The 25,305-nt window shown below is 65.5% G+C and carries 23 protein-coding genes; 13 read left to right on the plus strand and 10 right to left on the minus strand.

The features are described 5' to 3' along the window. The first annotated feature begins 53 nt into the window (after window positions 1–53). On the plus strand, window positions 54–503 hold the full coding sequence (locus GUV69_RS04295) for a universal stress protein (protein WP_164200047.1): 450 nt from the start codon (window positions 54–56) through the stop codon (window positions 501–503). 11 nt (window positions 504–514) lie between these two features. Here GUV69_RS04295 and GUV69_RS04300 read toward each other — a convergent pair whose 3' ends face one another. Beyond that, complete coding sequence (locus tag GUV69_RS04300) at window positions 515–3,664, minus strand: HAD-IA family hydrolase (RefSeq protein ID WP_164200049.1); 3,150 nt, start codon at window positions 3,662–3,664, stop codon at window positions 515–517. Window positions 3,665–3,695: 31 nt separating this feature from the next. Then, the gene (locus tag GUV69_RS04305) at window positions 3,696–4,328 is read right to left on the minus strand and encodes a dihydrofolate reductase family protein (RefSeq protein WP_164200051.1); all 633 of its coding nucleotides are present in this window, start codon (window positions 4,326–4,328) and stop codon (window positions 3,696–3,698) included. A gap of 396 nt (window positions 4,329–4,724) precedes the next feature. On the opposite strand from GUV69_RS04305, the gene GUV69_RS04310 reads away from it, so the two are divergent. After that, window positions 4,725–4,976: a hypothetical protein gene (locus GUV69_RS04310; RefSeq protein ID WP_164200053.1), complete on the plus strand. Its 252-nt coding sequence runs from the start codon at window positions 4,725–4,727 to the stop codon at window positions 4,974–4,976. On the opposite strand, the gene GUV69_RS04315 is transcribed toward GUV69_RS04310, so the two are convergent. Both GUV69_RS04315 and GUV69_RS04320 read right to left on the minus strand, forming a co-directional pair. Next, the gene (locus GUV69_RS04315; RefSeq protein WP_164200055.1) at window positions 4,942–5,715 is read right to left on the minus strand and encodes an AfsR/SARP family transcriptional regulator; all 774 of its coding nucleotides are present in this window, start codon (window positions 5,713–5,715) and stop codon (window positions 4,942–4,944) included. The genes GUV69_RS04310 and GUV69_RS04315 overlap by 35 nt on opposite strands. Window positions 5,716–5,808: 93 nt before the next feature. After that, on the minus strand, window positions 5,809–6,264 hold the full coding sequence (locus GUV69_RS04320; RefSeq protein ID WP_164200056.1) for a MarR family winged helix-turn-helix transcriptional regulator: 456 nt from the start codon (window positions 6,262–6,264) through the stop codon (window positions 5,809–5,811). Window positions 6,265–6,565: 301 nt separating this feature from the next. Here GUV69_RS04320 and GUV69_RS04325 point away from each other — a divergent pair, with 301 nt between their 5' ends. From GUV69_RS04325 to uvrA, 4 genes are all read left to right on the plus strand, one after another. Then, window positions 6,566–7,393, plus strand: coding sequence for a hypothetical protein (locus GUV69_RS04325; RefSeq protein WP_164200058.1), 828 nt, complete (start codon window positions 6,566–6,568; stop codon window positions 7,391–7,393). Beyond that, the gene (locus GUV69_RS04330) at window positions 7,390–7,821 is read left to right on the plus strand and encodes a phage holin family protein (protein ID WP_164200060.1); all 432 of its coding nucleotides are present in this window, start codon (window positions 7,390–7,392) and stop codon (window positions 7,819–7,821) included. The genes GUV69_RS04325 and GUV69_RS04330 overlap by 4 nt, the downstream gene beginning before the upstream one ends. Continuing rightward, window positions 7,818–8,426 carry a DUF3618 domain-containing protein gene (locus tag GUV69_RS04335; RefSeq protein ID WP_164200062.1) on the plus strand — a complete coding sequence of 203 codons (609 nt, stop codon included), beginning with the start codon at window positions 7,818–7,820 and terminating at the stop codon, window positions 8,424–8,426. The genes GUV69_RS04330 and GUV69_RS04335 overlap by 4 nt, the downstream gene beginning before the upstream one ends. A gap of 298 nt (window positions 8,427–8,724) precedes the next feature. Next, the gene (gene uvrA / locus GUV69_RS04340; RefSeq protein ID WP_164200064.1) at window positions 8,725–11,274 is read left to right on the plus strand and encodes an excinuclease ABC subunit UvrA; all 2,550 of its coding nucleotides are present in this window, start codon (window positions 8,725–8,727) and stop codon (window positions 11,272–11,274) included. Window positions 11,275–11,309: 35 nt separating this feature from the next. Here uvrA and GUV69_RS04345 read toward each other — a convergent pair whose 3' ends face one another. The 5 genes from GUV69_RS04345 to GUV69_RS04365 form a co-directional block, all read right to left on the minus strand. After that, window positions 11,310–12,773 (minus strand): protein adenylyltransferase SelO, encoded by a 1,464-nt coding sequence (locus GUV69_RS04345; protein WP_164200066.1) that lies wholly within the window; start codon window positions 12,771–12,773, stop codon window positions 11,310–11,312. Window positions 12,774–12,802: 29 nt separating this feature from the next. Beyond that, a complete protein-coding gene (locus GUV69_RS04350; RefSeq protein WP_164200068.1) occupies window positions 12,803–13,309 on the minus strand; it encodes a VOC family protein in 507 nt (168 codons plus the stop codon). A gap of 98 nt (window positions 13,310–13,407) precedes the next feature. Beyond that, window positions 13,408–15,825 (minus strand): phosphoenolpyruvate synthase, encoded by a 2,418-nt coding sequence (gene ppsA / locus GUV69_RS04355; protein ID WP_164200069.1) that lies wholly within the window; start codon window positions 15,823–15,825, stop codon window positions 13,408–13,410. A 151-nt stretch (window positions 15,826–15,976) separates the two neighbouring features. Further along, window positions 15,977–16,795 carry a pyruvate, water dikinase regulatory protein gene (locus GUV69_RS04360; RefSeq protein ID WP_164200071.1) on the minus strand — a complete coding sequence of 273 codons (819 nt, stop codon included), beginning with the start codon at window positions 16,793–16,795 and terminating at the stop codon, window positions 15,977–15,979. Window positions 16,796–16,907: 112 nt separating this feature from the next. Beyond that, window positions 16,908–17,342: a hypothetical protein gene (locus tag GUV69_RS04365; protein WP_164200073.1), complete on the minus strand. Its 435-nt coding sequence runs from the start codon at window positions 17,340–17,342 to the stop codon at window positions 16,908–16,910. Between the two features lie 170 nt (window positions 17,343–17,512). On the opposite strand from GUV69_RS04365, the gene GUV69_RS04370 reads away from it, so the two are divergent. Further along, the gene (locus GUV69_RS04370) at window positions 17,513–18,802 is read left to right on the plus strand and encodes a cation:proton antiporter (RefSeq protein WP_244292607.1); all 1,290 of its coding nucleotides are present in this window, start codon (window positions 17,513–17,515) and stop codon (window positions 18,800–18,802) included. Here GUV69_RS04370 and GUV69_RS04375 read toward each other — a convergent pair. Then, a complete protein-coding gene (locus GUV69_RS04375) occupies window positions 18,751–19,455 on the minus strand; it encodes a uracil-DNA glycosylase (RefSeq protein WP_164200074.1) in 705 nt (234 codons plus the stop codon). The genes GUV69_RS04370 and GUV69_RS04375 overlap by 52 nt on opposite strands. An 83-nt stretch (window positions 19,456–19,538) precedes the next feature. Here GUV69_RS04375 and ligD point away from each other — a divergent pair, with 83 nt between their 5' ends. The 6 genes from ligD (at window position 19,539) to GUV69_RS04405 (ending at window position 25,234) form a co-directional block, all read left to right on the plus strand. Then, window positions 19,539–20,783, plus strand: coding sequence for a non-homologous end-joining DNA ligase (gene ligD, locus GUV69_RS04380; RefSeq protein WP_164200076.1), 1,245 nt, complete (start codon window positions 19,539–19,541; stop codon window positions 20,781–20,783). Window positions 20,784–20,833: 50 nt separating this feature from the next. Further along, entirely contained in the window at window positions 20,834–21,625 is a 792-nt protein-coding gene (locus GUV69_RS04385; protein ID WP_164200078.1) for a PIG-L deacetylase family protein, read from the plus strand. Between the two features lies 1 nt (window position 21,626). After that, entirely contained in the window at window positions 21,627–22,514 is an 888-nt protein-coding gene (locus GUV69_RS04390; protein ID WP_164200080.1) for an oxygenase MpaB family protein, read from the plus strand. 143 nt (window positions 22,515–22,657) lie between these two features. Beyond that, window positions 22,658–23,341 (plus strand): hypothetical protein, encoded by a 684-nt coding sequence (locus tag GUV69_RS04395; RefSeq protein ID WP_164200096.1) that lies wholly within the window; start codon window positions 22,658–22,660, stop codon window positions 23,339–23,341. 207 nt (window positions 23,342–23,548) lie between these two features. Continuing rightward, complete coding sequence (locus GUV69_RS04400) at window positions 23,549–24,982, plus strand: flotillin family protein (protein WP_164200098.1); 1,434 nt, start codon at window positions 23,549–23,551, stop codon at window positions 24,980–24,982. Window positions 24,983–24,991: 9 nt separating this feature from the next. Then, entirely contained in the window at window positions 24,992–25,234 is a 243-nt protein-coding gene (locus GUV69_RS04405) for a hypothetical protein (protein WP_164200099.1), read from the plus strand. The last annotated feature ends 71 nt before the right edge of the window (window positions 25,235–25,305 follow it).

Raw genomic sequence — 25,305 nt, forward strand, 5'->3', positions numbered from 1 at the left:
CCAAACGGGCCGGGAACATGCTGTGAGGAAGCTGTGCACGCGAGGAGGCAATCATGGCCAAAGGCACTGAAGAAAAGATCATCGTTGGCGTCGATGGTTCAGCGGCTTCCGTCGAGGCCCTCCGGCTGGGGAACCGCCTGGCCATGGGTCTTGGGGTTCGCCTTGAAGCTTGGGCGTGCTGGGAGTACCCGGCGGGGTACGAAGGCTACCTGGCGATGGGCGTGGAAGGGTTCGCCCGCGAAACCGAGGAGAATCTTGAGCGTGCGCTCACGGAAGCCTTCGGTGCGGAACGTCCCAGGCATGTCACTGCCAGGCTCGTGCACGGGTCCGCACGGACGTCATTGGTTGATGGCAGCAGCCACGCCCTGATGCTGGTGGTCGGAAGCCGCGGTCACGGCGGTTTCACAGGACTGCTGCTCGGGTCTGTCAGTGCTGCGTGTGTTCACCACGCGCACTGCCCCGTCCTCGTGGTGCACACACCCAAGCCGGAAAAATCAGTGTGACCGAACAGGTGCTAGCCGGGGGCGAGGGTGAACTGCCGTGTGTCGCCGGCGCCCAGGAGGACGCGGTCGGAGCCCACCTGCAGCCAGATGGCGGGTGCATCTCCGGGAGCTGCTGAGAGGGTCAGGAGACCGTGTTCCAGGGTCACCGCCAACAGATGGTCCCGGTAGCGGACGTGGAATGACACCGTTCTTATCCCCTTGGGCATTCTGGGTGCGAAGAGGAGCGCGTCACCGGTAATCCTGAGGCCGGCAAAGCTCCGCTGCACAACATCTATTGTTCCTGCCATGGCACCAAGATGAATCCCCGTCCGGGTGGTACCGCCCTGGGTATCGTCAAGGTCTGCGCTGAGGGCTTCACGGAAGGTATTCCAGGCCCGGTCCGGATCCCTGGCGGCGAGTACTGACGCGTGGGCAACGCGGCTGAGGGTGGAGCCGTGCGCCGTGCGGGCGAGATAGTAGTCCACCGTCTTTTCAATTTGGGGACCGGAAACGTCATAGCCGAGGCCGGCCAGGAACCGGGTCAGTTCCTTCTCGCCCAGGACGTAGAGCAGCATGAGCACATCCGCCTGCTTGGCCAGGCGGTACCGGTTGGTGCTGTCCCCCTCGGCTTCCAGGATCAGGTCCAGGCGTTCGATGTTTGTGTACGCGGTCCGGTAGTGATCCCAGTCGAGTTCCAGCAATTGTTCGTAGCCGGCAAACTGGCTGATGATGCCGTCATGGAACGGTACGAACATTCTGGTGCTGATTTGGCTCCACCGTGCCACTTCGGCAGGGTTGACGGCCAGCCGTGCCTGCAGTTCTTCGAGGTCGTGTCCCTGGAGAGTTGTCATGATGCTGCAGGCCTGGGCACATGCCCAGGCGGCCATCACGTTTGTGTACGCGTTATCGTCAAGGCCTGCACCGGGGCTGTCCGGGTATCCCGTGTGATATTCGTCAGGGCCCATGATGCCCCGGAGATGGAACCTGTCAGCTTCCCGGTCATATTCGGCCATGGATGCCACCAGCCGTGCCACTTCCAGGACCAGTTCTGCGCCGTGCCGCAGGAGCCATTCCCTGTCCTGCGTGGCCAGGAAGTACTGCCACGCATTGAAGGCGACGGCAAGGCCTGCGTGCCGTTGCAGGTGCGAGTAGTCCGGCACCCACCGGCCCGAGCGCCGGTTGAAGAGCCAGAGGGGCGTCTCCTCGCGCCCGTCACTGCCGCTCTGCCATGGAAAAAGTGCTCCCTGAAGCCCTACTGCGGCGGCGGCTTCCCGGGCCGCCGGGAGCCTGCGCCAGCGGTAATTGATCAGGGAGCGGGCCACGAAGGGCATCCTGGACGTGAGGAGGGGAAGGACAAAGAGCTCGTCCCAGAAGATGTGCCCGCGGTAGCCCTCGCCGTGCAAACCCCGCGCGGGCACCCCCGCGTCCACTTCCGCGGTATGCGGGCTGAGTGTTTGGAGCACATGAAAAACGTGGAGGTTCAGGATGAGTTGTACCTGCGGGCTGCCGTCAATTTCGATGGCGAACAGGCCCAGGAGCCGTCCCCAGGCTTCCTCGTGCCCGGCGAGCAACTTCTCAAAATCGTGGCCGGCAGTCCGGAGCACGGACCTCGCAGCCACGGCAGGCGAGGAAATTGCGTGGTCGCGGGAGGTGACCACTGCCGCCGTCCTGGTAATCACTACGGGCGCTGCATCATGCAGCTCAAGATGCCAGGCGCGGAAGTAGACCCCTTCCTCCTCACCCGGCCCGCCGTCGTCGTCCTTCCCGGAGATCTCGGTGCGCACGGCAGTGGCGATCCGGATGTGGCTTTGGCTGGTTTTCACTTCCACAACCGGAACCGGCCCGTCCGCGTCTGACACTCCCAGCCGGACCAGATGGTGGTGGGACAGGAGCGCGTCCTCCGGGAGGTTCTCATTGGTAACTCCGCAGTCCACGCCGCTGCGGATCTCTGCCGTGCCGCTCCACCCCAGGGCAGTCAGGGATGTGCTGAGGCCCATCAGGTGCGGCTGGGCCATCGACACGAACCTGCGCTGGCTCACCCCCAGCCGCCGCCCGTCCGGTGCTTCCAGAACCACGTCCCGTTCGAGGATGGCCCGGCGCATGTCGAGCACCCGCCGCTCCCGCAGCACCTTCAGGCCGCCCCTGGACCACCAGTCCGAACCTTCCAGCCGGATGTCCAGCACCAGCCAGTTGGGGGCGTTGACCATATGCTCGTCCTCGACATCCTGCTCCTGGACCCGGCTCACAAGCCTGTTATAGATCCCGGCAAGATACGTTCCGGGGTAGTGGATGTCACTCATCCGGCCTTCGGGAGCAGCGCCCCGGACCGCCAGGTACCCGTTCCCCAGTGTGGTGAGCGCCTCCCGATGCCCCTCATGGGCGGGATCGTAGCCTTCATAGACGAGGCGCCACGGGTCGGTCAGCACCCGGCCCAGGTCCAGCTGGCCCACATCGGTCAGGACGACGTCGGCGCCCGCCGCCTCCAGTTCGGCCCGCCTTTCGGCCCTGTCGATGCCGACAACAAGGCCAAAGCCGCCGCGCCGGGCAGCCTCGACTCCGGCGATGGCATCCTCGATCACCACCGCGCGGGCCGGCGGGACGCCCAGACGGTGCACGATTTCGAGCAGCACCGCGGGGTCGGGTTTGCCGGGCAGCCCCAGTTCGGCGGCAATCACTCCGCCCATCACCAGGTCGAATGCGCCGGAAAGGCCGGCGGCCGCCAGGACAGCGGAGGCATTCCGGCTCGAGGTTGCCACGGCCACGGGGATCCGTGATGCCCGCAGCCGTTCGATCAGGTCCACCGTGCCGGGAAAGGTCCGGACACCATCGCGTCCCAGCAGTTCCTTGAAGATCCGGTCTTTAAGCCTGGCCAGGCCATGAACCGTGAGTTCCCCGGGGGCATCGCTGCGCCTGCCAACCGGCAAGGTGACACCCCGGGAGGCCAGGAAGGACTTCACGCCGTCTTCCCGCGGCCTGCCATCCACGTACTTCAGGTAATCATCGGCGCTGAACGGGTCTTTGCGGGCTGCATCGGGAATCCCGGGGTCTTTCAGCACGCCGTCAAAAAGTTGCTTCCAGGCTGCTTCGTGGACTGTGGCTGTATCAGTCACCACACCGTCGAGGTCAAAAATCACCGCGTCAAAGGGCGACAAAGCTGCAGAGGCTGTTGGCGAGCCGGCCATGGCTTATCCGTTCAGAGCCCGGACGGCTGGTTCACTGGGTGCCTCCCGGCGGACCGTCGAGAACCGTGGGGACGTACTCGAGCAGCTGGATCCGGCCGTCGAACGTCCTGCTGTCCGCCATCTCAAGCGAAACGTCCGGGTAGCCGTCGTAGATCCGCTCACTGCCGGTGCGGCCTGTAATCACCGGGAAGATGACCACCCGGAATCTGTCCACGAGGCCGGCGGCCAGCAGGGATCTGCAGAGGCTGAGGCTGCCCAGGGTGCTCAGGGGCCCGGTCCTGGTCCGTTTGATGTCCCTCACGGCCTCCACGGCATCCCCGTTGACCAGTTCCGAGTTGGGCCACGCCAGGGGCGCCGTCAAAGTGGAAGAGAAGACGATCTTTGGAACAGCTGCAAGTCCGGTCAGGCTGGCGCCCTCGTCCGCGGAGAAACCGGAGCCTTCAGCTGCGGCTTCCTCCGACATGCCGGACATCAGCCGATAGGTGTTGGCCCCCATCAGGAAGGTATAGCCCTTCTTCTCCTCCTGCCCGAGCCAGGCCAGGTACTCGGGCCCCTCCAGACCCCACCAGCCGGGCCACCCCTCAGCCGAGGCATACCCGTCCAAGGAAATGATCAGGTCGATCATCAGGGTCGCTGACGATGCTTCTGCAGATATGTTGCCCATGACCGTCTCCTCATTCGGATCCCCGCCCGTGGCGGCCATCGTATTCCTGCGCGATCAGGCGTTCAAGGGGCCGGTGCTAGGGGCTCGGCTGCTTCGGCCGGTCCGGGCCAGACCCGTTCGGCAAGTGCGAGGACCGGGGAGGAGCGCCACCGGTAGGAAGCCGTCACCGAAGTGTCCACCCATCACGGCGCTGTATTCAGAGTGATGGATGGGTCACAGGCAGAGGTGTTCCAATACAGCCCCCGCCGCTGTCCGCGGATAAAGCCGGCCCGGCGATCTTGAGCAAACCTTTCGCCAAGTTAGGTTGATTGCTGATTCTTTTGCTGCAGTATCAAGGCAGCATCCGGGAAATTCCCTCGATATGGTGTTCGCGGTATGAGAGTAAGGTGACCTGCCATGACAACGGATGACCCGCCGTCGGGACCCCCCGACGAATTCCCGTCAGACCAAGCGGCCCCATCCATGGGCACCCTCGTCATCCGCACCTGGGACGAACCGGACCAGCTGCCCGGTTTTCGCGCCCGGCTGACGTATAGCCAGGCTCCGGACGGCGTGACAACCAGTGTCTCGACAGCTGACCCCGAAGAGGTCCTGAGAATAGTGCGCCAATGGCTCAGTGCCCGGCCGGGGTCTCCGCACGGGGCCTAGTGCTTTCCCGCTCGACGCGCTCCAGGGGCACAGCCCCGGGAATGTCCGATACGAGGCGCCGGACGGCCTCGGACGGCGTCAGGCCCATGTCCCCCTGGAGTTTGGACGCATATCTTTCATAAGCGCGAAGTGCAACGGCATCATTGCCGCGCCGCCGTTCAGCCTGGATAAGGATCCCGACAGCACTTTCATAGAGCGGTTCAAGTTCCAGTGCCCCCTCCGCAGCTTCGAGGGCGGACTCATAATCACACCGTGCCAGGGACTCGCGGGCGATGACATGGTAGGCGTGGAGCCGGTCCTGCTGCAGCCTGCTCTGTTCGAAGAGCACCCAATCGTCATACCAGCCGGGCAGCAGGTCTGCATCCCGCAGCTGCTGGAGGCACGAGGGGACGTTTCCATTCAGTCCTGCCAGGCTCAGCTCCCGGATCTGCGCGCGCAGCCGGTGCAGGTCCACATCCACAAGCTCGCTCAGGGACAGCGTGGTTCCCCCATTGGTAAGCAGGCCGGGGATTTGCCGGGTGATCAGGTGTACGGTGACGCGAAGGCTTTCGAGGCCCCTGGACTCCGGGCTCTCAGGCCACAGCAGGCCGACCAGGTAGCTTCTGGGCCGCGACCCGCTGATTGCCAGCGCCGTAATAAGGCGTTGCTGCCGTACTGCGACATGTACTACCTCGGCGTCCCGACGAAGTTGCCACGATTGCAGCAGCCGCAACTGGAATCCATAGCCGTCATTGCCCATGGGTACCCCCAAATCCAGCGTGGGGCTGAAGAGCTGGAACAGATGTAACAACCACTTTCCGCAGTCCGGTGCGGCCTGTCAATGGCCTGCGCATCATCCGGCAGGGGGTGGCCCCTCACGGTCCTGCGTCTGCAGGCAGTCCACGAACCGGGCAAGCTCCCCCCGGAGCACCTTCCACCCGCGGGGGTCCAGGCTGGAGGGGAAGGCATGGGTGTGCGCGTGACGGACTGCGTTGAGGGCCGTACGGCCCGCGTCCGTAAGCCCTATAACCAGTTGGCGCCGGTCCCGGCGATCGCGTGTCCTGCTCACCAGGCCTTCACTCTGGAGGCGCGTCAGAATCTTGCCGAGCGTCTGGCTCTTGGCATGAACGGCAGCCGCAAGCTGCTCCTGATTGAGCGGGCCGGCCGCGAGGCCTTCCATGGCCACCGCGGCCGCCCAGGTCAGTCCCAGTGGCGCCAACACCTCATTGTGGCGGCGCTGTACCAGCCGTGCGGCCTGGGACAGGAGACGGTAGCCATCCTCGAGGTCATGCCCGGAGTCGGTGGTCATCGCGAACGGTCCTTCCCTAAGTATGCGGGTGTGCCGCGCTGGTATCTGTCTATCTGCGCAGTCCGTGCACGGCCTACCATAAGCATGCTTAGTATCAGCTTGGCAAGCGCATTTGCCGCCACCCCTTTCCGGCCCCGCCTAGCCAAAGCTCTTAATCGAACTCCGGCCGGCGTGAAGGCGGAAGCATTGCGCATCGCATAGCAAGTGTGCTTAGTATCTAATTAGTAACCTTGCTTACTAATTGGGAGCCAGCAGGACTGGCAGCTCCTCACGGCGAACTCCTTCACGAAAGAGAGCGATCATGACTGAAAACCAATGGCCACAGGCAGCACCGACCACAGGTGACCAGCTGGACCAGTACGGCAACCCGGCCCCGGCCACGACTTCCGGACCACAGGGCACGTCCGCCTCCAAAACCGGGGCAGCCAAGTCAGAGGCAACGGAAGTAGCCGGGCAGGCAGCCGGCGCGGTCCGTGACGTGGCAGAGACGGCGAAGGCGGAAGCAGCCGGCGTCGCCGCGGAGGTGAAAACCAACGCCCGGGACCTCCTGCACCAGGCCAAGTCGGACCTGACCAGCCAGGCAGGCACCCAGCAGCAGAAGGTCGCCGAGGGAATCCGTTCCATCTCCACCGAACTGCGCACCATGGCGGACACCTCCGAGCAGCCTGGCGTAGCAGCGGATCTGATCCGGCAGGCTGCCGACCGGTCCCAATCCGTGGCGTCGTGGCTTGACGGCCGGGACCCCGGCTCACTGTTGAACGAGGTGCAGACGTTCGCCCGGCGGCGTCCGGGAACGTTCCTTCTGCTGGCCGCCGGTGCGGGCATTCTGGCGGGACGGCTCACCAAGGGACTGGCGGCCGGCGCGCCGGAGGCACAGCGGAGCGCAGCCGGGCAGACATACCCTCCCGCACCCACGACAGCCCCGGCACAGAGGGGCGTCATCCGCCAGGAAACAGTATTCGCCGCCGGGGACGACCGTGGCCTCTTTGATGAGCCGGTGATCGCCGGCGCCAGCCCCGTCTCGACGCAGACCCTGCCGGCGGGCGGCCCTGCCGACACGCCGCTGCGGGAAGACGATGACCCGTTCCGCAACACCCCCGGCCGACGCACGGAAGGACGCCCCCTGTGAGCAGCCAGATACCCGGGACTCCCCCGTCGGAGGCACACGTGAAGGCGGACAACACATCGCTGGGTGATCTGCTCGGTGAGGTCACCCGCGACCTGTCCACGCTGATGCGGCAGGAAGTCGAGCTGGCCAAAGCCGAACTCAAAGAGTCCGCGTCCAAGGCCGGCAAGGGCGGCGGCATGCTCGCCGGCGCCGGCGTGGCCGGGCACTTCGTCCTGCTGTTCCTCTCCATCGCCCTCTGGTACGCCCTGGGCGAGCTGATGGGACTGGGCTGGTCCGCGGTCGTCGTCGCCCTCATCTGGGGCATCATCGCCGCCATCCTGGCCTCCATGGGCAAGAAGGAACTCAAAACGGTCAAGGGCATGCCCCAAACCACCGAAACACTCTCAGAAATCCCCCCAACCCTGAAACCCGGTGAGGTAAAACGATGAGCGAGAACCCGGACGCAATCCGTTCAGACATAGAAGCAACCCGCGCACGCCTGGGCACCAACGTGGACGCCGTGGCCGACAAAGTCTCCCCGTCCAACATCGTCCACCGCCAAACCGACAAAGTGAAAGAAGCCGTGTTCGGCGTGAAGGAGAAAGTCATGGGAACAGCCGACGACGTCACCCACCGCGTCCAGGGCGGGGTCCACACCCGCACCGACAGCGCCGGGAACGCCCTGCATGACGCCGGCGCAGCCATCAGCGACGCACCGCAACAGCTGAAGGCCAAGACCCAGGGCAACCCGATGGCCGCCGGCCTGATCGCCTTCGGCGCCGGCATGCTGCTGTCCTCCCTGATCCCGGCCAGCGAGAAGGAACGCGAAGCAGCGGACGCCATCAAAACCGCCGCCGAACCCATGACCACCCAACTGACCGAGGCCGCCAAGGACATGGCCGAAGGCCTGAAGGAACCGGCACGCGAAGGGATGGAAAACGTCAAGGCCACCGCCACCGACGCCGCCGACCACGTCAAAGCCGAAGGCCAGGTCGCAGCAGCCGACGTCAAAGACCGCGCCACCGACGCCAAGGACACCGTCCAGAACACGTAGGGCGGATTGAAGCCCTCAGGGCCGCCCTTCCTCCGCGAAGGGCGGCCCTGACGGCTGACCCGCCAGGACAGCCGGTCAACCGACGGGCTGGCTACACGAGACAAAGGGAAACAAGCCTCATGAAAAAACTGCTGCTCGCCCTCCTTCCCGCCATCATCAGCCGCGTGCTCCGCGCCCGGCGCGCGAAACAGAACCGCACCGCGACCGACCCCCGCCGGAACCGGTACTAAGGCCGGTCCGCCGGGCAACTCCGCGCGAAAGTTCGTGGTTGTCAGCGGTCACTACTAGAGTCGGATCGATGCAAGGCAATCTGAATGCTTCCGAACTGACGGGGCCGATCCTGCCCACTCTTGCTCCCGACCACACCGCGGATGGCTTTGTCCGGGTCCGCGGCGCGCGTGAGAACAACCTGCGCAACGTGGACGTGGACGTGCCCCGTGACGCCATCGTCGCGTTCACCGGGGTATCCGGCTCGGGTAAATCGTCCCTGGCGTTCGGCACCATTTACGCCGAGGCGCAGCGCCGCTACTTCGAATCGGTGGCGCCCTACGCCCGCCGGCTCATCCAGCAGGGGCACAACCCCAAAGTGGAACAAATCACCGGGCTGCCTCCCGCCGTCGCGCTCCAACAGCGGCGCGGTACACCGAGTTCCCGGTCCACCGTTGGCACGGTCACCACGCTGTCCAACTCGCTGCGCATGCTGTTCTCCCGGGCGGGCAGCTACCCCAAAGGCGCCAGCCAGCTGGATTCCGACGCCTTCTCCCCCAACACGGCGGCCGGTGCCTGCCCGGAATGTCACGGCCTGGGCACCGCCCACACCGTCAGCGAAGCCTCGATGGTCCCGGACACCTCCCTCAGCATCCGTGACGGCGCCATCGCCGCCTGGCCCGGCGCGTGGCAGGGTAAAAACCTGCGCGACATCCTGATCCATCTGGGGTACGACGTCGACACGCCGTGGCGGAAGCTGCCCAGGAAGCAGCGCGACTGGATCCTCTTCACGGCGGAACAGCCGGTGGTGGAGGTGACGCCGGAACGCGACCGCGTGGAGAAACCGTACAAGGGCCGGTTCTGGAGCGCCAAAAGCTACGTGATGCACACCCTGCTGGACTCCAAAAGCACCGCCATGCGCGAGAGGGTTCTGCGCTTTATGGAAACCGGTCCGTGTCCGCGCTGCGGCGGCAGCGGGCTGAGGCCGGAAGCCCTGGCTGTGACGTTTGCCGGGCGGACCATCGCCATGCTCAATTCCGTGTCGATGACCGAACTGGCCGAGATCATCCGTCCCACGACGGAGCTCACGGCAGCCGGGACAGCCTCGCGCAAGCAGGCCTCAGGTGAAGGCAACGAGGTGGCCGTCGCCATTACCCGGGACCTGCTCGCGCGCGTTAATGTCCTGCTGGACCTTGGTCTTGGCTACCTCGCACTGGGCCGTGCCACCCCGACACTCTCGCCGGGGGAAATGCAGCGGCTCCGGATCGCCACCCAGCTCCGTTCCGGCCTGTTCGGCGTGATTTACGTGCTGGACGAGCCCTCCGCCGGGTTGCATCCGGCCGACGCCGAGCCCCTCCTCGCGGTCCTGGACCAGCTCAAATCCTCCGGCAACTCCGTGTTTGTGGTGGAGCACAACATGGATGTGGTCCGCCGTGCCGACTGGCTGGTGGACGTCGGACCCCGGGCGGGGCAGGGCGGTGGCGAGGTGCTCTACAGCGGCCCCGTTGACGGTCTTGCCGGGGTGGAACCGTCAGTGACGCGTCCGTTCATGTTTCCGGACGGGTCCAAGTCGAAGAACGACGGCGGCGCCCGCCGCAGTGCCACGGGCTGGCTGGAGCTGCGGGACATCAGCCGCCACAACCTCCGCGGCCTCGATGCCGAGTTCCCCCTGGGCGTGCTGACGGCGGTGACGGGAGTCTCCGGCTCAGGCAAGTCGACGCTGGTCAGCCAGGTGCTGGCCGGTGTGGTCGGCGCCAGGCTGCATCCCGAAGGCGAAGCGGCGAAACCGGCCCAGGAGGACCCCGACGCCGGCGTGTCCGCACCCGTCACCGCGGGACCGGTGTCCGGGCTGGAACAGCTCGACAGGCTGGTGACGGTAGACCAGAAGCCAATCGGCCGTACCCCGCGCTCCAACCTCGCCACCTATACAGGACTGTTCGACGCCGTCCGCAAGGAATTCGCGGCCACGGACGCTGCCCGCGCCCGCGGTTTCAGTGCAGGACGCTTTTCCTTCAACGTGGCCGGTGGACGCTGCGAGAAATGCCAGGGCGAGGGCTTCGTGGCCGTCGAACTCCTGTTCCTGCCCGGCAGCTACGGCCCGTGCCCGGAATGCAACGGCGCGCGCTACAACCCCGAAACCCTTGAGATCACGTACCGCGGAAAGAACGTGGCCGATGTGCTGGGCATGAGTGTTGACACCGCCGCCGGGTTCCTGGCGGACGTGCCCGCAGCCGCGCGCAGCCTCAAGACCCTCCAGGAGGTGGGCCTGGGCTACCTGCGGCTCGGCCAGCCCGCCACCGAACTCTCCGGCGGCGAGGCCCAGCGGATCAAGCTCGCCACCGAGCTGCAGCGCGCCCAGCGCGGCCATTCGCTGTACCTGCTGGACGAACCCACCACCGGCCTGCACCCGGCCGACGTCGAACTCCTGATGGCCCAGCTCAACCGCCTGGTCGACGCCGGCAACACGGTGATCGTGGTCGAACACGACATGGACGTTGTGGCGTCAGCGGACTGGGTGATCGACATGGGCCCGGCAGGCGGTGACAAGGGCGGCAGGATTATCGCCACGGGGACACCCGCCGTCGTCGCCCGTTCGCTGGACAGCCGGACGGCGCCGTACCTCGCCACCGCAGGGCGGTGAGCAGGGCTAAGCCGGCCGGAGTCCTGGCCTGAGGTTCAGGTTCCGCAGAAGGTCCGGTACGGGCCGAAGCTTTCCGGGGCCGGCGCAGCGTAGTGCTCGAGGCCCGGGCGCTCAACGTAGGGGGAAGCCACAGCGTCCATCAGCCGTTCCAGCGGTCCGGTGTCCCCGCCGGTAGCGGCCGTCAGGGCTTCCTCCACGAGGTGGTTCCGCGGAATGTATACGGGATTGACGCGGTCCATGGCGTCAGCGTCCGGAGTCAGAGCCCGCCAGCGCGCCAGCCAGGCATCAAACGCTGCCAGGTCCAGCATCGTGCCGCGGGCAGGTTCCGCCTGGCCGCGGGCGGCCTTGCCGAGGTGCCGGAAAAACGACGTATAGTCCGGGCGGGACTCCTGCAGCAGCGCCACCAGCCCGTCCACAACAGGTGACGTGACGTCGTCGTGCAGTTCTTCACGCAAACCCAGTTTGGCCCTCATGCCCGCAGCCCAGGCGGCGCTGTACTGCCCGCGGAACCCCTCGAGTGCCTCGACGGCCAGGGCCAGTGCGGTTTCCTCGTCCATGTGGAGCAGGGGCAGGAGCGACTCAGCCAGCCGGGCAAGGTTCCACTCCGCCACCAGCGGCTGGTTGCGGTAGGCGTAGCGTCCGGTCTCGTCGATGGAACTGTAGACGGCCGCGGGATCGAAGCCTTCCATAAAGGCGCACGGCCCGTAGTCGATGGTTTCGCCGGAGATTGTCATGTTGTCCGTGTTCATGACCCCGTGGACGAAGCCCGCAAGCATCCAGTGTGCGACGAGCGTTGCCTGCGCGGCAATTACTGCCTGGAGCAGTGCGAGGTAAGGGTTTTCGGCTGACGCCGCGGACGGGTAGTGACGGTTGAGTGCATGGTCGGCCAGGCGGCGCAGCAACCCGGTGTCCTCGGTGGCCCGCGCGTATTGGAAGCTGCCGACGCGCAGGTGGCTGCCGGCAATCCGGGTCAGGACGGCACCCGGCAGGAGTGCCTCGCGCTGCACCGGATTCCCTGTCCCGACGACGGCGAGGGATCGTGTTGTGGGGATGTTCAGGGCGTGCATGGACTCGCTGAGGATGTATTCGCGCAGCATGGGGCCGACCACTGCCAGACCGTCGCCGTTTCGTGCGAACGGGGTCCGCCCTGAGCCTTTCAGGTGAATGTCGCGGAGCTGCCCGTCAGCGTGCGGGATTTCGCCGAGCAGGAGTGCCCGCCCGTCTCCGAGCCGGGGCGAGTACCAGCCGAACTGGTGCCCGGCGTAGGCCTGAGCCACCGGTGTAGCCCCGGCGGGCAGGGCATTGCCGATCAGCAGCCGCAGCCCCTCAGGGCTCCGGAGAAAATCCGGATCGAGGCCGAGTTCGGCAGCGAGGGCGTCGTTGAGGACCAGGAGTCGGGGGTCCGGAGCCTCGTCCGCCCGCCACGGAATGGCCATCTCCTTGAAATCCCGGGCGAAGCGGCTTTCGAATGTGACCGTTGCAGGCGCTGTGTCACTCATCCCTCAAGGATACCGGCGGCGGCGTCGGCTCATGCCGGCGGCGCCCAGCTCTGCAGCTCGACGGCGTTGCCTTCGGGGTCCGTGACGTAGCACCAGGTGACCCGGCGCCCGTCGGCTGTGGTGAGGGTGACCACCTCGCCCACCGGGCCCCCGCCGTCGTCGAGGACGCGGCGTCGGGCGGTGTGCACGTCCGCCACCGCAAACGCGATGTGGCGGAAGCCTGGCCGGTCAATGCCCGTTTCCGATGCGCCGTCCGCCGATGAAGAGGCGTCCTCTGTCGAGGCGAACGTGTAAATCTCGAGCGTCGGGCCGTCCTCGCCGTGGCCGGGCAGCCGCAGATGCACACCCTGGAGGGCGGCATTGGGCACGGCAGTGCCCCGCTCAAGGTCCGCCCCGGCATAGTCGCGAACCGGGGGAACCGGCGTGCAGCCAAAGAGGCGCACGTACCAGTCGGCGAGGCTGCGCCAGTCGCGGGCGATCAGGTTCGTATGCCCGAAGCGGGCACCGTCGATGGGTCCATGTGCGTCACCGGTCATGGACGCATCGTACCCATTGCCGGCCCCGGAATGAACCAGCTCATGAGAATGCCCGCCCGGGGGTTCCCCCGGGCGGGCATTCAGAGTGGCACAGAGGGTCAGCGCGAGCCGGCGCCTACAGCCGCACCGGCCTCGGCGCCGTCGGCCGCGCCGGCGAGCCTGAGCCACGTATCCACCACGGTGTCCGGGTTCAGGGAAACGGAATCGATGCCTTCCCCGACCAGCCATTCGGCGAAGTCCGCGTGGTCGCTGGGGCCCTGGCCACAGATGCCGACGTACTTCCCGCGTGCCTTGCAGGCCTTGATGGCCATGGTCAGCAGCTTCTTGACTGCGGGGTCGCGCTCATCGAAACTGTGCGCGATGGTTGCCGAGTCCCGGTCCAGGCCCAGGGAGAGCTGGGTCATGTCGTTGGATCCGATCGAGAATCCGTCGAAGTATTGGAGGAATTCATCGGCAAGCAGCGCGTTGGACGGAATCTCGCACATCATGATCACCTCAAGGCCGTTTTCGCCTCGCCTCAGGCCGTTCTCCGCCAGCAGCTCGATGACGCCGCGGGCCTCGTCCAGGGTGCGCACAAACGGGATCATCAGCTTGACGTTGGTCAGGCCCATCTCGTTGCGGACGAAGGACAATGCCTCGCACTCAAGGTCGAAGCAGTCCCGGAAGGACGGATCCAGGTAGCGTGAGGCACCGCGGAAGCCGAGCATCGGGTTTTCCTCGTGCGGCTCGTAGGCCGGCCCGCCAATGAGGTTGGCGTACTCGTTGGACTTAAAGTCGGACATACGCACAATCACCGGTTCCGGCGCGAACGCTGCCGCGATGGTGGCCACGCCTTCGGCGAGGCGTTTGATGTAGTAGTCCCGCGGGCTGTCGTAAGCGGCGATGCGTTCCCGGATTTCCGCGGCCACATCCGGAGACTGGTCATCGAGGTTCAGCAGGGCCTTGGGGTGGATGCCGATCTGGCGGTTGATGATGAATTCCAGCCGGGCCAGGCCCACACCGTGGTTGGGCAGCTGGGCGAAAGTGAACGCCTGCTCCGGGGTGCCGACGTTCATCATGACCTTGACCGGCGCCTCGGGCAGCTGGGTGATCTCGGTTTCCTCGACGGTGAAGTCCAGGAGTCCTTCGTAGATGATGCCCGTCTCACCGTCGGCGCAGGTGACGGTGACCTCGAGGCCGTCGGTCAGGGCGTGCGTGGCGTCGCCGGTGCCGACGACGGCGGGAATCCCCAGTTCGCGGGCAATGATGGCCGCGTGGCAGGTGCGTCCGCCGCGGTTGGTGACGATCGCGGAGGCGCGCTTCATGATCGGTTCCCAGTCAGGGTCGGTCATGTCGGCGACCAGGACATCGCCGGTCTTGAACGCGGCCATCTGGTCGATGGCCGTCAGGATGCGGACGCTGCCGGCACCGATACGCTGGCCGATGGCGCGGCCTTCGGCGAGGACCCGGCCGGTTCCGTTGAGGCGGAAGCGGCTCAGGCTGCCGGAGGCACGGCGGGACTGCACCGTCTCCGGGCGTGCCTGCAGGATGTACAGCCCGCCGTCGATCCCGTCTTTGCCCCATTCGATGTCCATCGGGCGGCCGTAATGGTTCTCGATGGCGACGGCGTGCCTGGCGAGCTGCTCGACGTCGTCGTCCGTGAGGCTGAAGCGGTTCCGCAGCGAGGCCTCCACGGGGACGAAGTCGATGGTGTGGCCCACTTCGCGGTTGGTGGTGTAGGTCATCTGGAGGGCCTTCTCGCCCAGTCCGCGCTTGAGGATGGCGGGGCGGCCGGCCTGCAGGGCGGGCTTGTAAACGTAGAACTCGTCCGGGTTCACGGCACCCTGGACCACTGCTTCGCCCAGGCCGTAGGAGGACGTGACGAACACAGCATCCTGGAATCCGGATTCGGTGTCCATGGTGAACATGACACCGGAGGCCCCGACGTCGGAGCGCACCATCCGCTGGACACCGGCCGAGAGTGCCACATCGGCGTGCTCGAACTTGTGGTGTACGCGGTACGCGATGGCGCGGTCGTTGTAGAGCGACGCGAACACGTCCTTGATGGCGAGCAGGATGTTGTCGATGCCGCGGACGTTGAGGAAGGTCTCCTGCTGGCCTGCGAAGGAGGCGTCAGGCAGGTCCTCTGCGGTTGCGCTTGAGCGGACGGCCCAGGAGAGGTCCTCAGAGCCGCCGTGCTTTTCCACCAGCTGCTGGTAGGAATCCCGGATCTGCTTCTCGAAGTCCGGGAGGAAGGGCGTTTCGCGCATGAGGGTGCGGATCTCCTGGCCGGCGGCGGCAAGGGCCGTCACGTCATCCGTATCCAGGCCGAGCATGCGGTCGGCGATCTTCTGGTCCAGGCCGGAGTCTGCGAGGAAGCTGCGGTAGGCGTCGGCTGTCGTGGCAAAGCCGTCGGGGACCTGGACGCCGGCGGAGGTCAGGTTTTGCACCATCTCACCGAGCGAGGCATTCTTACCGCCCACCCGGTCCAGGTCCTTGAGTCCGAGTTCTGAGAACCACAGGATGTCTGTCGTCATAAGTTACTGCTCCTTTGCAGATGGTGGCATGCAGATGTGCCGCCCACTCTTGGTTATGGCCGGTTGATGGGCGCGAATCCCGTCCACAGTGACAGGAATCGGGCGCTGTTGCCACATGATATGCGCCACATTTAGTTTGTGAAAAATTTCCCTAATGCTTGAGGTTCATGCGCTGCAGGATGGTCGCGGCCATTTCCTCTACGGACACCGAGGCTGAATTCAGGTACGGAATCCGGTGTGAGACGTAGAGCTGCTCGGCGCTTCGCAGCTCGAAGCCGCACTGCCGCAGGGACGCGTAGGGTGAGCCGCGGCGCCGTTCGGTGCGGATCTGGCTGAGGCGCAGCGGGTTGGAAGAGAGTCCGAAACATTTCTCAACGAATGGCCGCAGGGGCTTCGGAAGGCCCTCACGCGCAAAGTCCTCGTCCACCAGCGGAAAATTCGCTGCGAAGATTCCGTGCTGCAGCGCGAGGTACATGGTGGTGGGCGTTTTCCCGCAGCGCGACGGTGCCACCAGGATGACCTGGGCTTTTTCCAGTGCGCGCAGGCTCTGGCCGTCGTCGTGTTCCATGGCGTACTCGACGGCGGCCATCCGGGATTGATACCGCTCCGCGTTGCCCAGGCCATGGGCCCGGCCGGGTTCGCCGCTGGCCGGTGTCCCGAGGGCCTGCTCCAACTGCCCCACGTGAGTCCCGATCAGATCCACGATGATCCCCTGACACGTGGCGAGGGCCTGACGGATCTCGCTGCTGACAGCCGTGGAAAAAACGATTGGACGTTTGCCGGTGGCGGCCAGGTGATCGATGGTACGCACCACGGTGAAGGCCTGCTCCACCGTGGTGATGAACGGAACCGTGATGCGGTCAAAGTTATTGGCGGGGAACTGCGTCAACAAAGTGTTGCCGAGTGTTTCGGCGGTAATGCCGGTACTGTCCGAAAGGAAATAGACAGGCCGAAGATCGTCATTGGTCATAAACGCATTCTGTACCAGAAGGGGCCCGGTCTCCGAACGGAAGGCCCCGGGTGCCACTGCATGTGACGTGGTGCGGTCCGTCCGGTCACCGGAGGGGCGCTGCCCCGGGCGCTCAGGCCTGGACGATGACGAGCCGGAAGTGATCTTCCGGGCTGTAGTTCCAGGCGAAGCCCAGATCGCGCCAGCCGGCGTCAGTGGGTTCAGTTGTGGAGGTGGTGAGCTTCATCATCGACCGGACATCGTCCGGGACCTCCAAGGCGCCGAGGACGCACTGGACGTCTGCCATCTGTGCGCCGGTGGATTCCTTGGGGCCCTTGGTATCGATGGAGAGCTTCGTCCCGGCCGCGGTCAGGTCGACGCCGTCGGCGCCATCAAGTCCGCAGCCGGACACCGCGGCCGGGAGGTCGGAGGCGGCGGGTGCCGATGAGGCGGAGGGTGAGGTTTCGGCTGTCGTTTCGGGCGCCGGGGCGGGTGTGGCGATGGAACAGCCGGAGAGGATAAGCGCCGCCCCGACGGCGGTCGCAGCAGTGATCGTGTTCCTGATCATGTGAAGCCTTTCGATAAAGAGACCTGGTGGCAGCGTCCGGCCCAAAACCTGACGCGCATTGTCGCCCCCGGTGTTCGCCGGACTGCCGCGGCTGATCTTCAGGCTACTGGACGCCGGGCATTCCGGAATCATACGGGGCGTCCAGGAGCTCATGCCGGTCAGTATCAGGAATGCGTTCTGGCGCCGCCACCACGGCGGCGGTAGCTTTGGAATACTTTTCCTTCGAAGCAGCCAAGGTACCGGAGGTACCGCTGATGCAGGGCTTGTCCATCTCACTGGTTCTGATCGCGTTGCTGGCGATCGCAGCGCCCCTCGCGGCCCGCTCCCTTGACCGGGTGGTCAAGGTGCCGATCGTGGTTTTCGAAATTGTCCTGGGAATCATGCTTGGGCCCAGCCTGCTGGGATGGATCCGGCCCACAGAGTTCATGGACACACTGGCCCAGTTCGGCCTGGCCATGCTTTTCTTTGTTGCCGGCAACGAGATTGATTTCGCCGCCATCCGCGGCCGCCCGGCCATCCGCGCATCTGCTGGCTGGGCCATCTCTTTGGCCGCAGGCATTGGCGCCGGCCTGGTCCTGGCCCCTGGCCCGGAGGCAGCCGTGATCATCGGCGTCGCCTTGTGCTCCACAGCGCTGGGGGCACTGCTGCCAATCCTTCGCGACGCCGGCGAATCCAAATCCCCACTGGGCATCGCTGTCACGGCACTGGGTGCCGCCGGGGAGTTCGGTCCGCTTGTTGCCATTTCGCTGTTCTTCAGCGGCAGGCAACCGGGCCCGGCAACAGCGGTACTCCTCGGATTTGTGCTCCTGACCGGCTTTGCCGTCTATCTCGCCTCGCGCGCACGGCACACACTGCTCCACTCCCAGGTGACCAGAACCCTCCACACCAGCGGCCAGTTCGCCGTCCGGTCCATCATGTTCATCCTCACGGTGCTGGTTGTCCTCAGCATGGTGCTGGGACTGGACATGCTGCTCGGTGCCTTCGCTGCCGGGGTTCTGTGGAAGGTGGCCATCGCGCGCGCTCCCGAACTCGACCGGCACGTCATCGAGACGAAAATCGATGCCATTGCGTTCGGATTCCTGGTGCCGATCTTCTTCATCGACACCGGCATAGACTTCGACCTGCGTGCCCTCACAGCCAGCCCGTCCGCTTTCGCACTGGTACCCCTGTTCCTGCTCCTCCTGCTTATCATCCGGGGCCTGCCGTCGCTGCTCGCGGCTCCTCCCAGGTCTGCCCCCGCCAGCAAACTGGCCGTCATTCTGTTCGGGGCCACGGGCCTGCCTATTATCGTCGCGGTGACAGCCATCGGCCGGGACGAGGGGCTGATCTCCAGCGGAATCGCGTCTGCGCTCGTTGGCGCTGGCATGCTCTCAGTGCTCCTGTTTCCGCTGCTCGCACTCCGTGTGCATCAACGCAGTCCTTCGGGGATCGAGGCGCGGCCTGGGAAAGTTGGCGAGTAGGCCGCGCCCGGGCCGACGTCCTCTAGCAGCTCCTCCAGTCCCCGCTTGAAGCCGGAGCGCCCGCCATGGGCGGGGTGCCTGACTTTGGGTGCGTCCATCCCTCTTTTCACCAGGCTGCGATGGGCGACGTTTCCCACCGCCACGACGGTTTCGATGCTGAAGAGTTCTGCCAGTGCCAGCCAGTAGGGGGCTCCGAGATCTGCTTCGGCGGCAGTCGGCGTGCGGTTGGTCCGGGGGCGGTCCGGCGCATGGGTATGCCACGGGCAGGCGCTCCACAGCAGAGGAAGGAAGTGCAGTTCCGTCAGGACCTCCCACATCACTGTCGCGGTCGGTTCGGACGCTACTCCCGTGGCCTCAGCCGGCAGCCGGTAGCCCTTGCCCGGCCCAAACAATCCGAAGCTGTTGGCCGGCCCCTCGAAGACGGTCCGGTTAGTGAAGGGAACTCCGGTGATCCGCATGCCCCTAAAGCCGGGGGCTTCACCCAGCAGCATCACCTTCGGAGCCCGGTCCTGCATTTCGTGCAGATAAATTTCAAGGTTCCGTCGCCGAAGCGCATTTTCCGCCAGGGCGTGATCAAAGAAGTTGTTCCGCCCCGGCCCGGCCGGTACTCCCGACACCCACGCCACAAAATCGCCGATCGAAGAAGCAGTCATTCCCGCACTCCCATGCCACGACTATATTGGCTGCCGCCGTCTTCGCTCTGGCCGGGGCATCCGTTCGTTGCTAGCGTGGCGCCATGAGCCCGTCGAAGACTCCGGCCGAAATCCTCACCATCGATGGCACCGAGGTCCGCATCTCGAGTCCGGACAAGGTGGTGTTCCCCGGGCCCGGCCTGACCAAGCTGGATCTGGTTCGCTATTATCTCGCGGTGGCGGATGGCGCGTTGCGCGGGGCAGGTGGCCGGCCGATGGTGCTCAAGCGCTTTCCGAAAGGCATCGATTCTGAGCCGTTCTTTCAGAAGCGCGTGCCCGAGAACCATCCGGACTTCATCGACACCGCGACGCTGCACTACGCGTCAGGGACCTCGGCCGAGGAAGCCGTCATCCGGGACGCGGCCGGGTTGGCGTGGGTGGTGAATCTGGGCTGCCTCGACCTCAACCCGCATCCGGTCCGCGCCGAGGATCTCGAGCACCCGGACGAGCTCCGGGTGGACCTCGATCCAATGCCGGGGGTGGACTGGGCCCGGATTGTCGATACCGCATACGTCGCGCGGGACGTGCTTACCGACGTCGGCCTGGTGGGCTGGCCGAAGACAAGCGGGTCGCGAGGGCTTCATATCCTCGTGCGGATCGCCCCGCAATGGACGTACCGCGACGTGCGGCTCGCCGCCGAAACCCTCGCCCGCGAGGTCGAAAACCGTGCTCCCGGCCTCGCCACCGCACGGTGGTGGAAGGAAGAACGCGGCGAGAGTGTGTTCGTGGACTTCAACCAGAATGCCAAGGACCGCACGGTGGCATCTGCATACTCGGTCCGGCCCTTGCCCGACGCGCGGGTCTCGACACCGCTCAACTGGGACGAGGTCCGCTCCGTCCGGCCGGAACACTTCACGGTCCGCACGGTGCCGGGGCGCGTCGCAGATCTGGGCGACCGGCACGCCGGGATCGACGACGCCGTTGGCTCGCTGGAGGAACTCCTGACCCTGGCCAAGGAGCTGGGCCCGGCGGAAAAAGCACCGCGCAGCGGGGACGGCTCCGGCCGACGGCAGTCGGTGATGCCGCTCGTCGAGGTGGCCCGCACCAGGACCAAGCCCGAGGCTTTGGCGGCGCTCGATGAGTGGAAGGCCCGGCACGCGGACCTGGTCCCGGCACTGCACCCGGCTGACGTGCTCGTCGACGGTATGCGCGGCTCGAGTTCACTCTGGTACCGCGTGCGCGTGAACCTGCAGCACGTCCCCGCGGCTGAACGTCCGCCCCAGGAGGAGCTCATCGCGGATTACGACCCGTGGGCCGGCAAGGAATGGCCCGGACGGGCGGGGTCCTGACGGCTCCCCGGTATTGTGATCCTGCCGTCGCCGGGTCTAGCGTTCTGTCCATGAATGAGCCACGTTCCCTGGCCGTTGTGGTTGCCCATCCGGACGACGATGCATACGGTTGTGCGGGCTCGATCGCCCTGCACGAGAACGATCCCGGGTTCCGGTTCTGCCTGGTGCTTGCTACCGACGGCGGGGCCGGACAGATCGCCGAGGGTGTCCCGACGACGGCTGCGGAGCTGGGTGCCTGGCGCCGCCGGGAGAGCGCCAACGCGTGGCGCGCCCACGGCAGAATCCCGGACCGGCACGAATGGCTGGACTACGCGGATGGGCGGGTGCACGAGGTCGACTTGGAGGAACTGGTAGGCAAAATATTGGACATTCTGCTTCAGGAACGCCCGCAGGTGGTGGCCACTTTCGGGCCGGACGGAATCACCGGGCATCGTGACCACATCGCCGTTGGCAAGGCTACGGATGAAGCCTTTGCCAGGGCGCGTGCGACGGCCGGCCCCGGCTTGCGGCGGTTGGTGCACGGAGCCCTGCGTGCCTCCACCTTTGAACGCTGGAACCTTCGGCGGCAACAGGAAGGGCTGGCTCCGTGGGACCCGTCCGTTGAATATCACCTCCGTCCGGTGCCCGACGAGTGGATAGACATCGAGGTGGACACGAGCCCTGTGGCAGACCGGATCGTGGCGGGTCTGCTGGAGCACAAATCGCAGCGGGATGTCCTTGTTGGCCCGAACATGGATGAACGCCGGTGGGCCAGGATGGCGTCCCGTGAGTCGTCGGTCCTGGCGTGGCCGGGCCGGCCGCCGGGCAGTCCGTTGCTTACTGACCTTTTCCAGGGGCTGTGACATGACGCAGTTGCATCCATCGTTGGCTCAGGGCCTGGACAGGCAGCTGGCCCGGCACCCGGACGACTGGGAGCAGACGTTCCGCCAGATGGCTCTGTTCGACCTCGCAGAGGACATCAAGCTCGGCTTCTTCCTGGCCTACTACCGGAACTTCGCCATTCCGTCCGGTTCAGCCACGCTCGTGAAGAACGGGGAAATCCCCGCCCGGCCCATGAAGCGGTCAATTGACACCGGCGTCGTCATCTATGAACTCATCGCCGGCGGACTGGACTCGGAGCGCGGCCGGCACATGACGGACTTGCTCAACCGCGTCCACCGGTATGTTCCGGGCAGCCAGGAGGATTTCCTTTATGTGCTGATGACGCTCCTGGTGGTTCCCCTGCGATGGACCGACCGTTACGGCTGGCGGAAGCCAACACAGACAGAACGAGACGCCGCAACACGGTTCTTCCGCGAACTGGGAACGAGAATGCATATCGTGGACATTCCCCAAACGTTCGAAGAGGCCGAATCATTCTTCGACGATTACGAGCGCCGGCGGATGGCCCCCAGCACCGCCGGCAAGACACTGATGAGTGCCACGGTCCAGGTGTTTCAAAGCATGCAGCCAAGGCTTCTCCATCCGGTCACGAAACGCATGATCGCGACAATGCTCAACGACGCGGAGCTGGCCGAAGCGCTCGGACTCCCCCGCAGCACCTGGTGGTCACGCCTCGCGCTCAGCGCCGGGATGGGCGTGCGCAATGTGATCCGCCGCCGCACTCCCCTGAGCACGGTGCCCAGCTTTATTCCCGGACAGGCTGCCCCGCCGGTCTACGCAGGGGGCTACTCCCTGGCCGATGTCGGACCGCGCAACGTGATGGGGCCCAGGGACAGCGACAGGGCATAACTGCCCTCAGGCCGTAACGGGCCCGTAACGGCCAGCGGCTAGATTTCAGTGATCGACCGTTCCGGGCTCCATTACGGCAATCATTGCGCTGGCCGGATTGGTAGTAAGCATCCAACTTCTGGATTAGTGCAGGAACGATCAAAATGCTCGCCCAAACAGCTCGGTTCAGCCGCATAACAACGGCCGCGGGACTCTTCGCCGGTGCACTCGGCATGCTCGCCGGCATGGCTCTCACGCCGTGGGAGCCTGAAGACAGTGCCGCAAGCATGATCCAGACCATCAGCGCCAACCAGGTCCAAGGCGAGGTTGCCCCGCTCTTCCTTCATTACGGCATGGTCTTTCTCTCCATCTCAGTGCTGGGACTGATGACGATGATTCGCCACCGGGCGGTCGTCTGGGGGCGGGCGGCCGGGCTGCTGGCGTTTGTTGGCCTCGTCAATTTGAGCGGCATGCTCCTTGTTGACTGGTTCGCCATCGCACTCGGCCAATCCGGGATGCCCATTGCAGATGCCGTAGGAATCCTGGAGAAGTCGGCGACACCGCTAAATATGGCCGCCTGGCAGATTCCGGGGATCATCGGTGTCTACGCCGGACTTCCGCTGTTCCTCCTGGCGCTTTGGCGCAACGGCTTCATCCCGTGGTGGCCGGCGGTTGCGGTGGCGGCATTCATCATCGCGTCGATGATCCTGCCGGCTACGCTGGCAGCCAGCGTCCTCGGCGCAGTGCCCTACGCCGCGGCACTCTCGTTTGTGGGCTGGAAAACGCTCGCGACGGCGGACGCTGCATGGGTCGAAGGACCGCACTCATCCCCGGCACCCACGCCCTAGCCCCATCCAGGCTGGAGGGCGGCCGGGCGCGCATAAACGCAACCCGACGAGGCTAGCCAGGTGCCGTCGTCGTGCGCTGGTTCCGTTGCTGCAGGCAAATATCAGCAAGCCTCTGGACTCTTGGGCGGGGCCGACCCAGACTGTCTACAACAGCTGGCCCGGCAGGCCGGCCGCGGTTCCTGTTCCACATCTTGAAAGGACCTGGTTATGCCGGACTTCTCAGCATTCTTTCCTCTCATTGCCGCCATCCTGGGCGTGCTTGTTGCCGCTGCCTTTATCTGGGTGGCAACAAAACTGATGTGGAAGGTGGCGGAACCCAACGAAGCGCTCATCATCTCCGGGCTGACCCGTGGAACCCTGGAAACCCGGGCGGGGATGGATTTCAAGATCGTCACAGGAAAGGGCGCTTTGGTCCTTCCCGGCCTCCAGACGGTTCGGACGTTGTCGCTCACTTTGAATGAAACTGAGCTCAAAGTCTCCTGCGTTACTTCCCAGGGCATCCAGGTGATCGTGGAGGGCGTGGTCATCTACAAGATTGGCGACGCCCCGCCCTTCATCGCCAATGCGGCACGGCGCTTCCTGGGACAGCAGCCCAAGATGGAAAGCCAGGTCTACAACGTCTTTGAAGGCCACCTCCGCTCAATCATCGGCAGCATGACCGTGGAGGAGATCATCCGCGAGCGGGACAAGCTCGCTTCGCAGGTCCGCAGCGCCAGCGGCGTGGAGATGGAAAAACTGGGGCTGGTGGTGGATTCCCTGCAGATCAAGGACCTGCAGGACCCGACGGGGTACATCCAGAACATCGCCAAGCCGCACATTGCGCAGGTAAAAATGGAGGCCCGCATCGCCGAGGCCACCCGCAACCGCGAAGCGGCCGAGAAGGAAGCGGAGGCGGCGGCGCTGATCGCGGACGCGCAGAGCGTTTCAGCGATCAGGCAGTCGGTGGCTCAGGCCAACGCCGAGCGCGCCAAGGCCAACGCTGCCCAGGCCGGCCCGCTGGCCGACGCCACAGCCAGGCAGCAGGTGGTGGTTCAGGAAACCGAGGTAGCCAAGCTTGAGGCGGACCGGGAAGAGCAGAAGCTCCAGACCACCATCCGGAAACCCGCGGACGCCAAAGCCTACGCCAAACGAACCGACGCGGAAGGCCAGAAAGCGGCAGACATCAGCGCCGCCGAGGCACTCGCACGCCGAACCGAGCTTGAAGCCCAGGCCAACGCCCGCCGGACGGAGCTGCAGGCCCAGGCAAATGCCACGGCAGCGGCAGCCGCTGCCGGAGCCACCAAGGTCACCGGCGAAGCGGAAGCAGCGGCCACCAAAGCCAAGGGTGATGCCGCGGCCTCAGCGATCAAGGCCAAAGCGCTGGCCGAGGCAGATGGCATCAAGGCGCGGGCCGAGGCGTTGGGGACCAACCAGGACGCGGTGATTTCCCAGCAGCTCGCCGAGAACATGCCCGCGATCATCGCGGCAGCTGCCGAGCCGTTCTCACATGTGGGCCAGATGACTGTCCTGAACGGCGGCGAAGGCGTCAACAAAATGCTTGGCGGAATCCTCGCGCAGGCTGGAGATTACCTCCCGGCACTCGCGTCCGCGCTCAAGAAGGGCCAGGATGCCAAGCGCCAGCCCAAGTCTCCCGACGCCTAGGAGGCAGGCGTGCACAGGAATGTTGACCGGAGCCTGACAGGCAAAATCGGGCGGGTGACAGGGCGGATCGGGCCGGGCATCATCGGGGAAGTGATGCTGCCCTACCTCGGCGGCATCATGGCATTCCATGCCCACCCGTTCGACAGGACGAGCGGCTTCGCAGTGGGTGATGAGGTGCTGGTGATCTACTACGAGCCGCCGCAGACGGTTTACGTGGACGAACTTCCGGAGGTGCTGAGGCACGGCGGGTAGGGCATTTCGACTCTTCGCGCTGCCCGCCGTCGGGATTAGCCTGATCCGCATCAGCGTCCACCGCCGTCGAG

It is taken from the genome of [Micrococcus luteus] ATCC 49442 (assembly GCF_010367585.1).
GTDB lineage: Bacteria > Actinomycetota > Actinomycetes > Actinomycetales > Micrococcaceae > Arthrobacter > Arthrobacter luteus_A.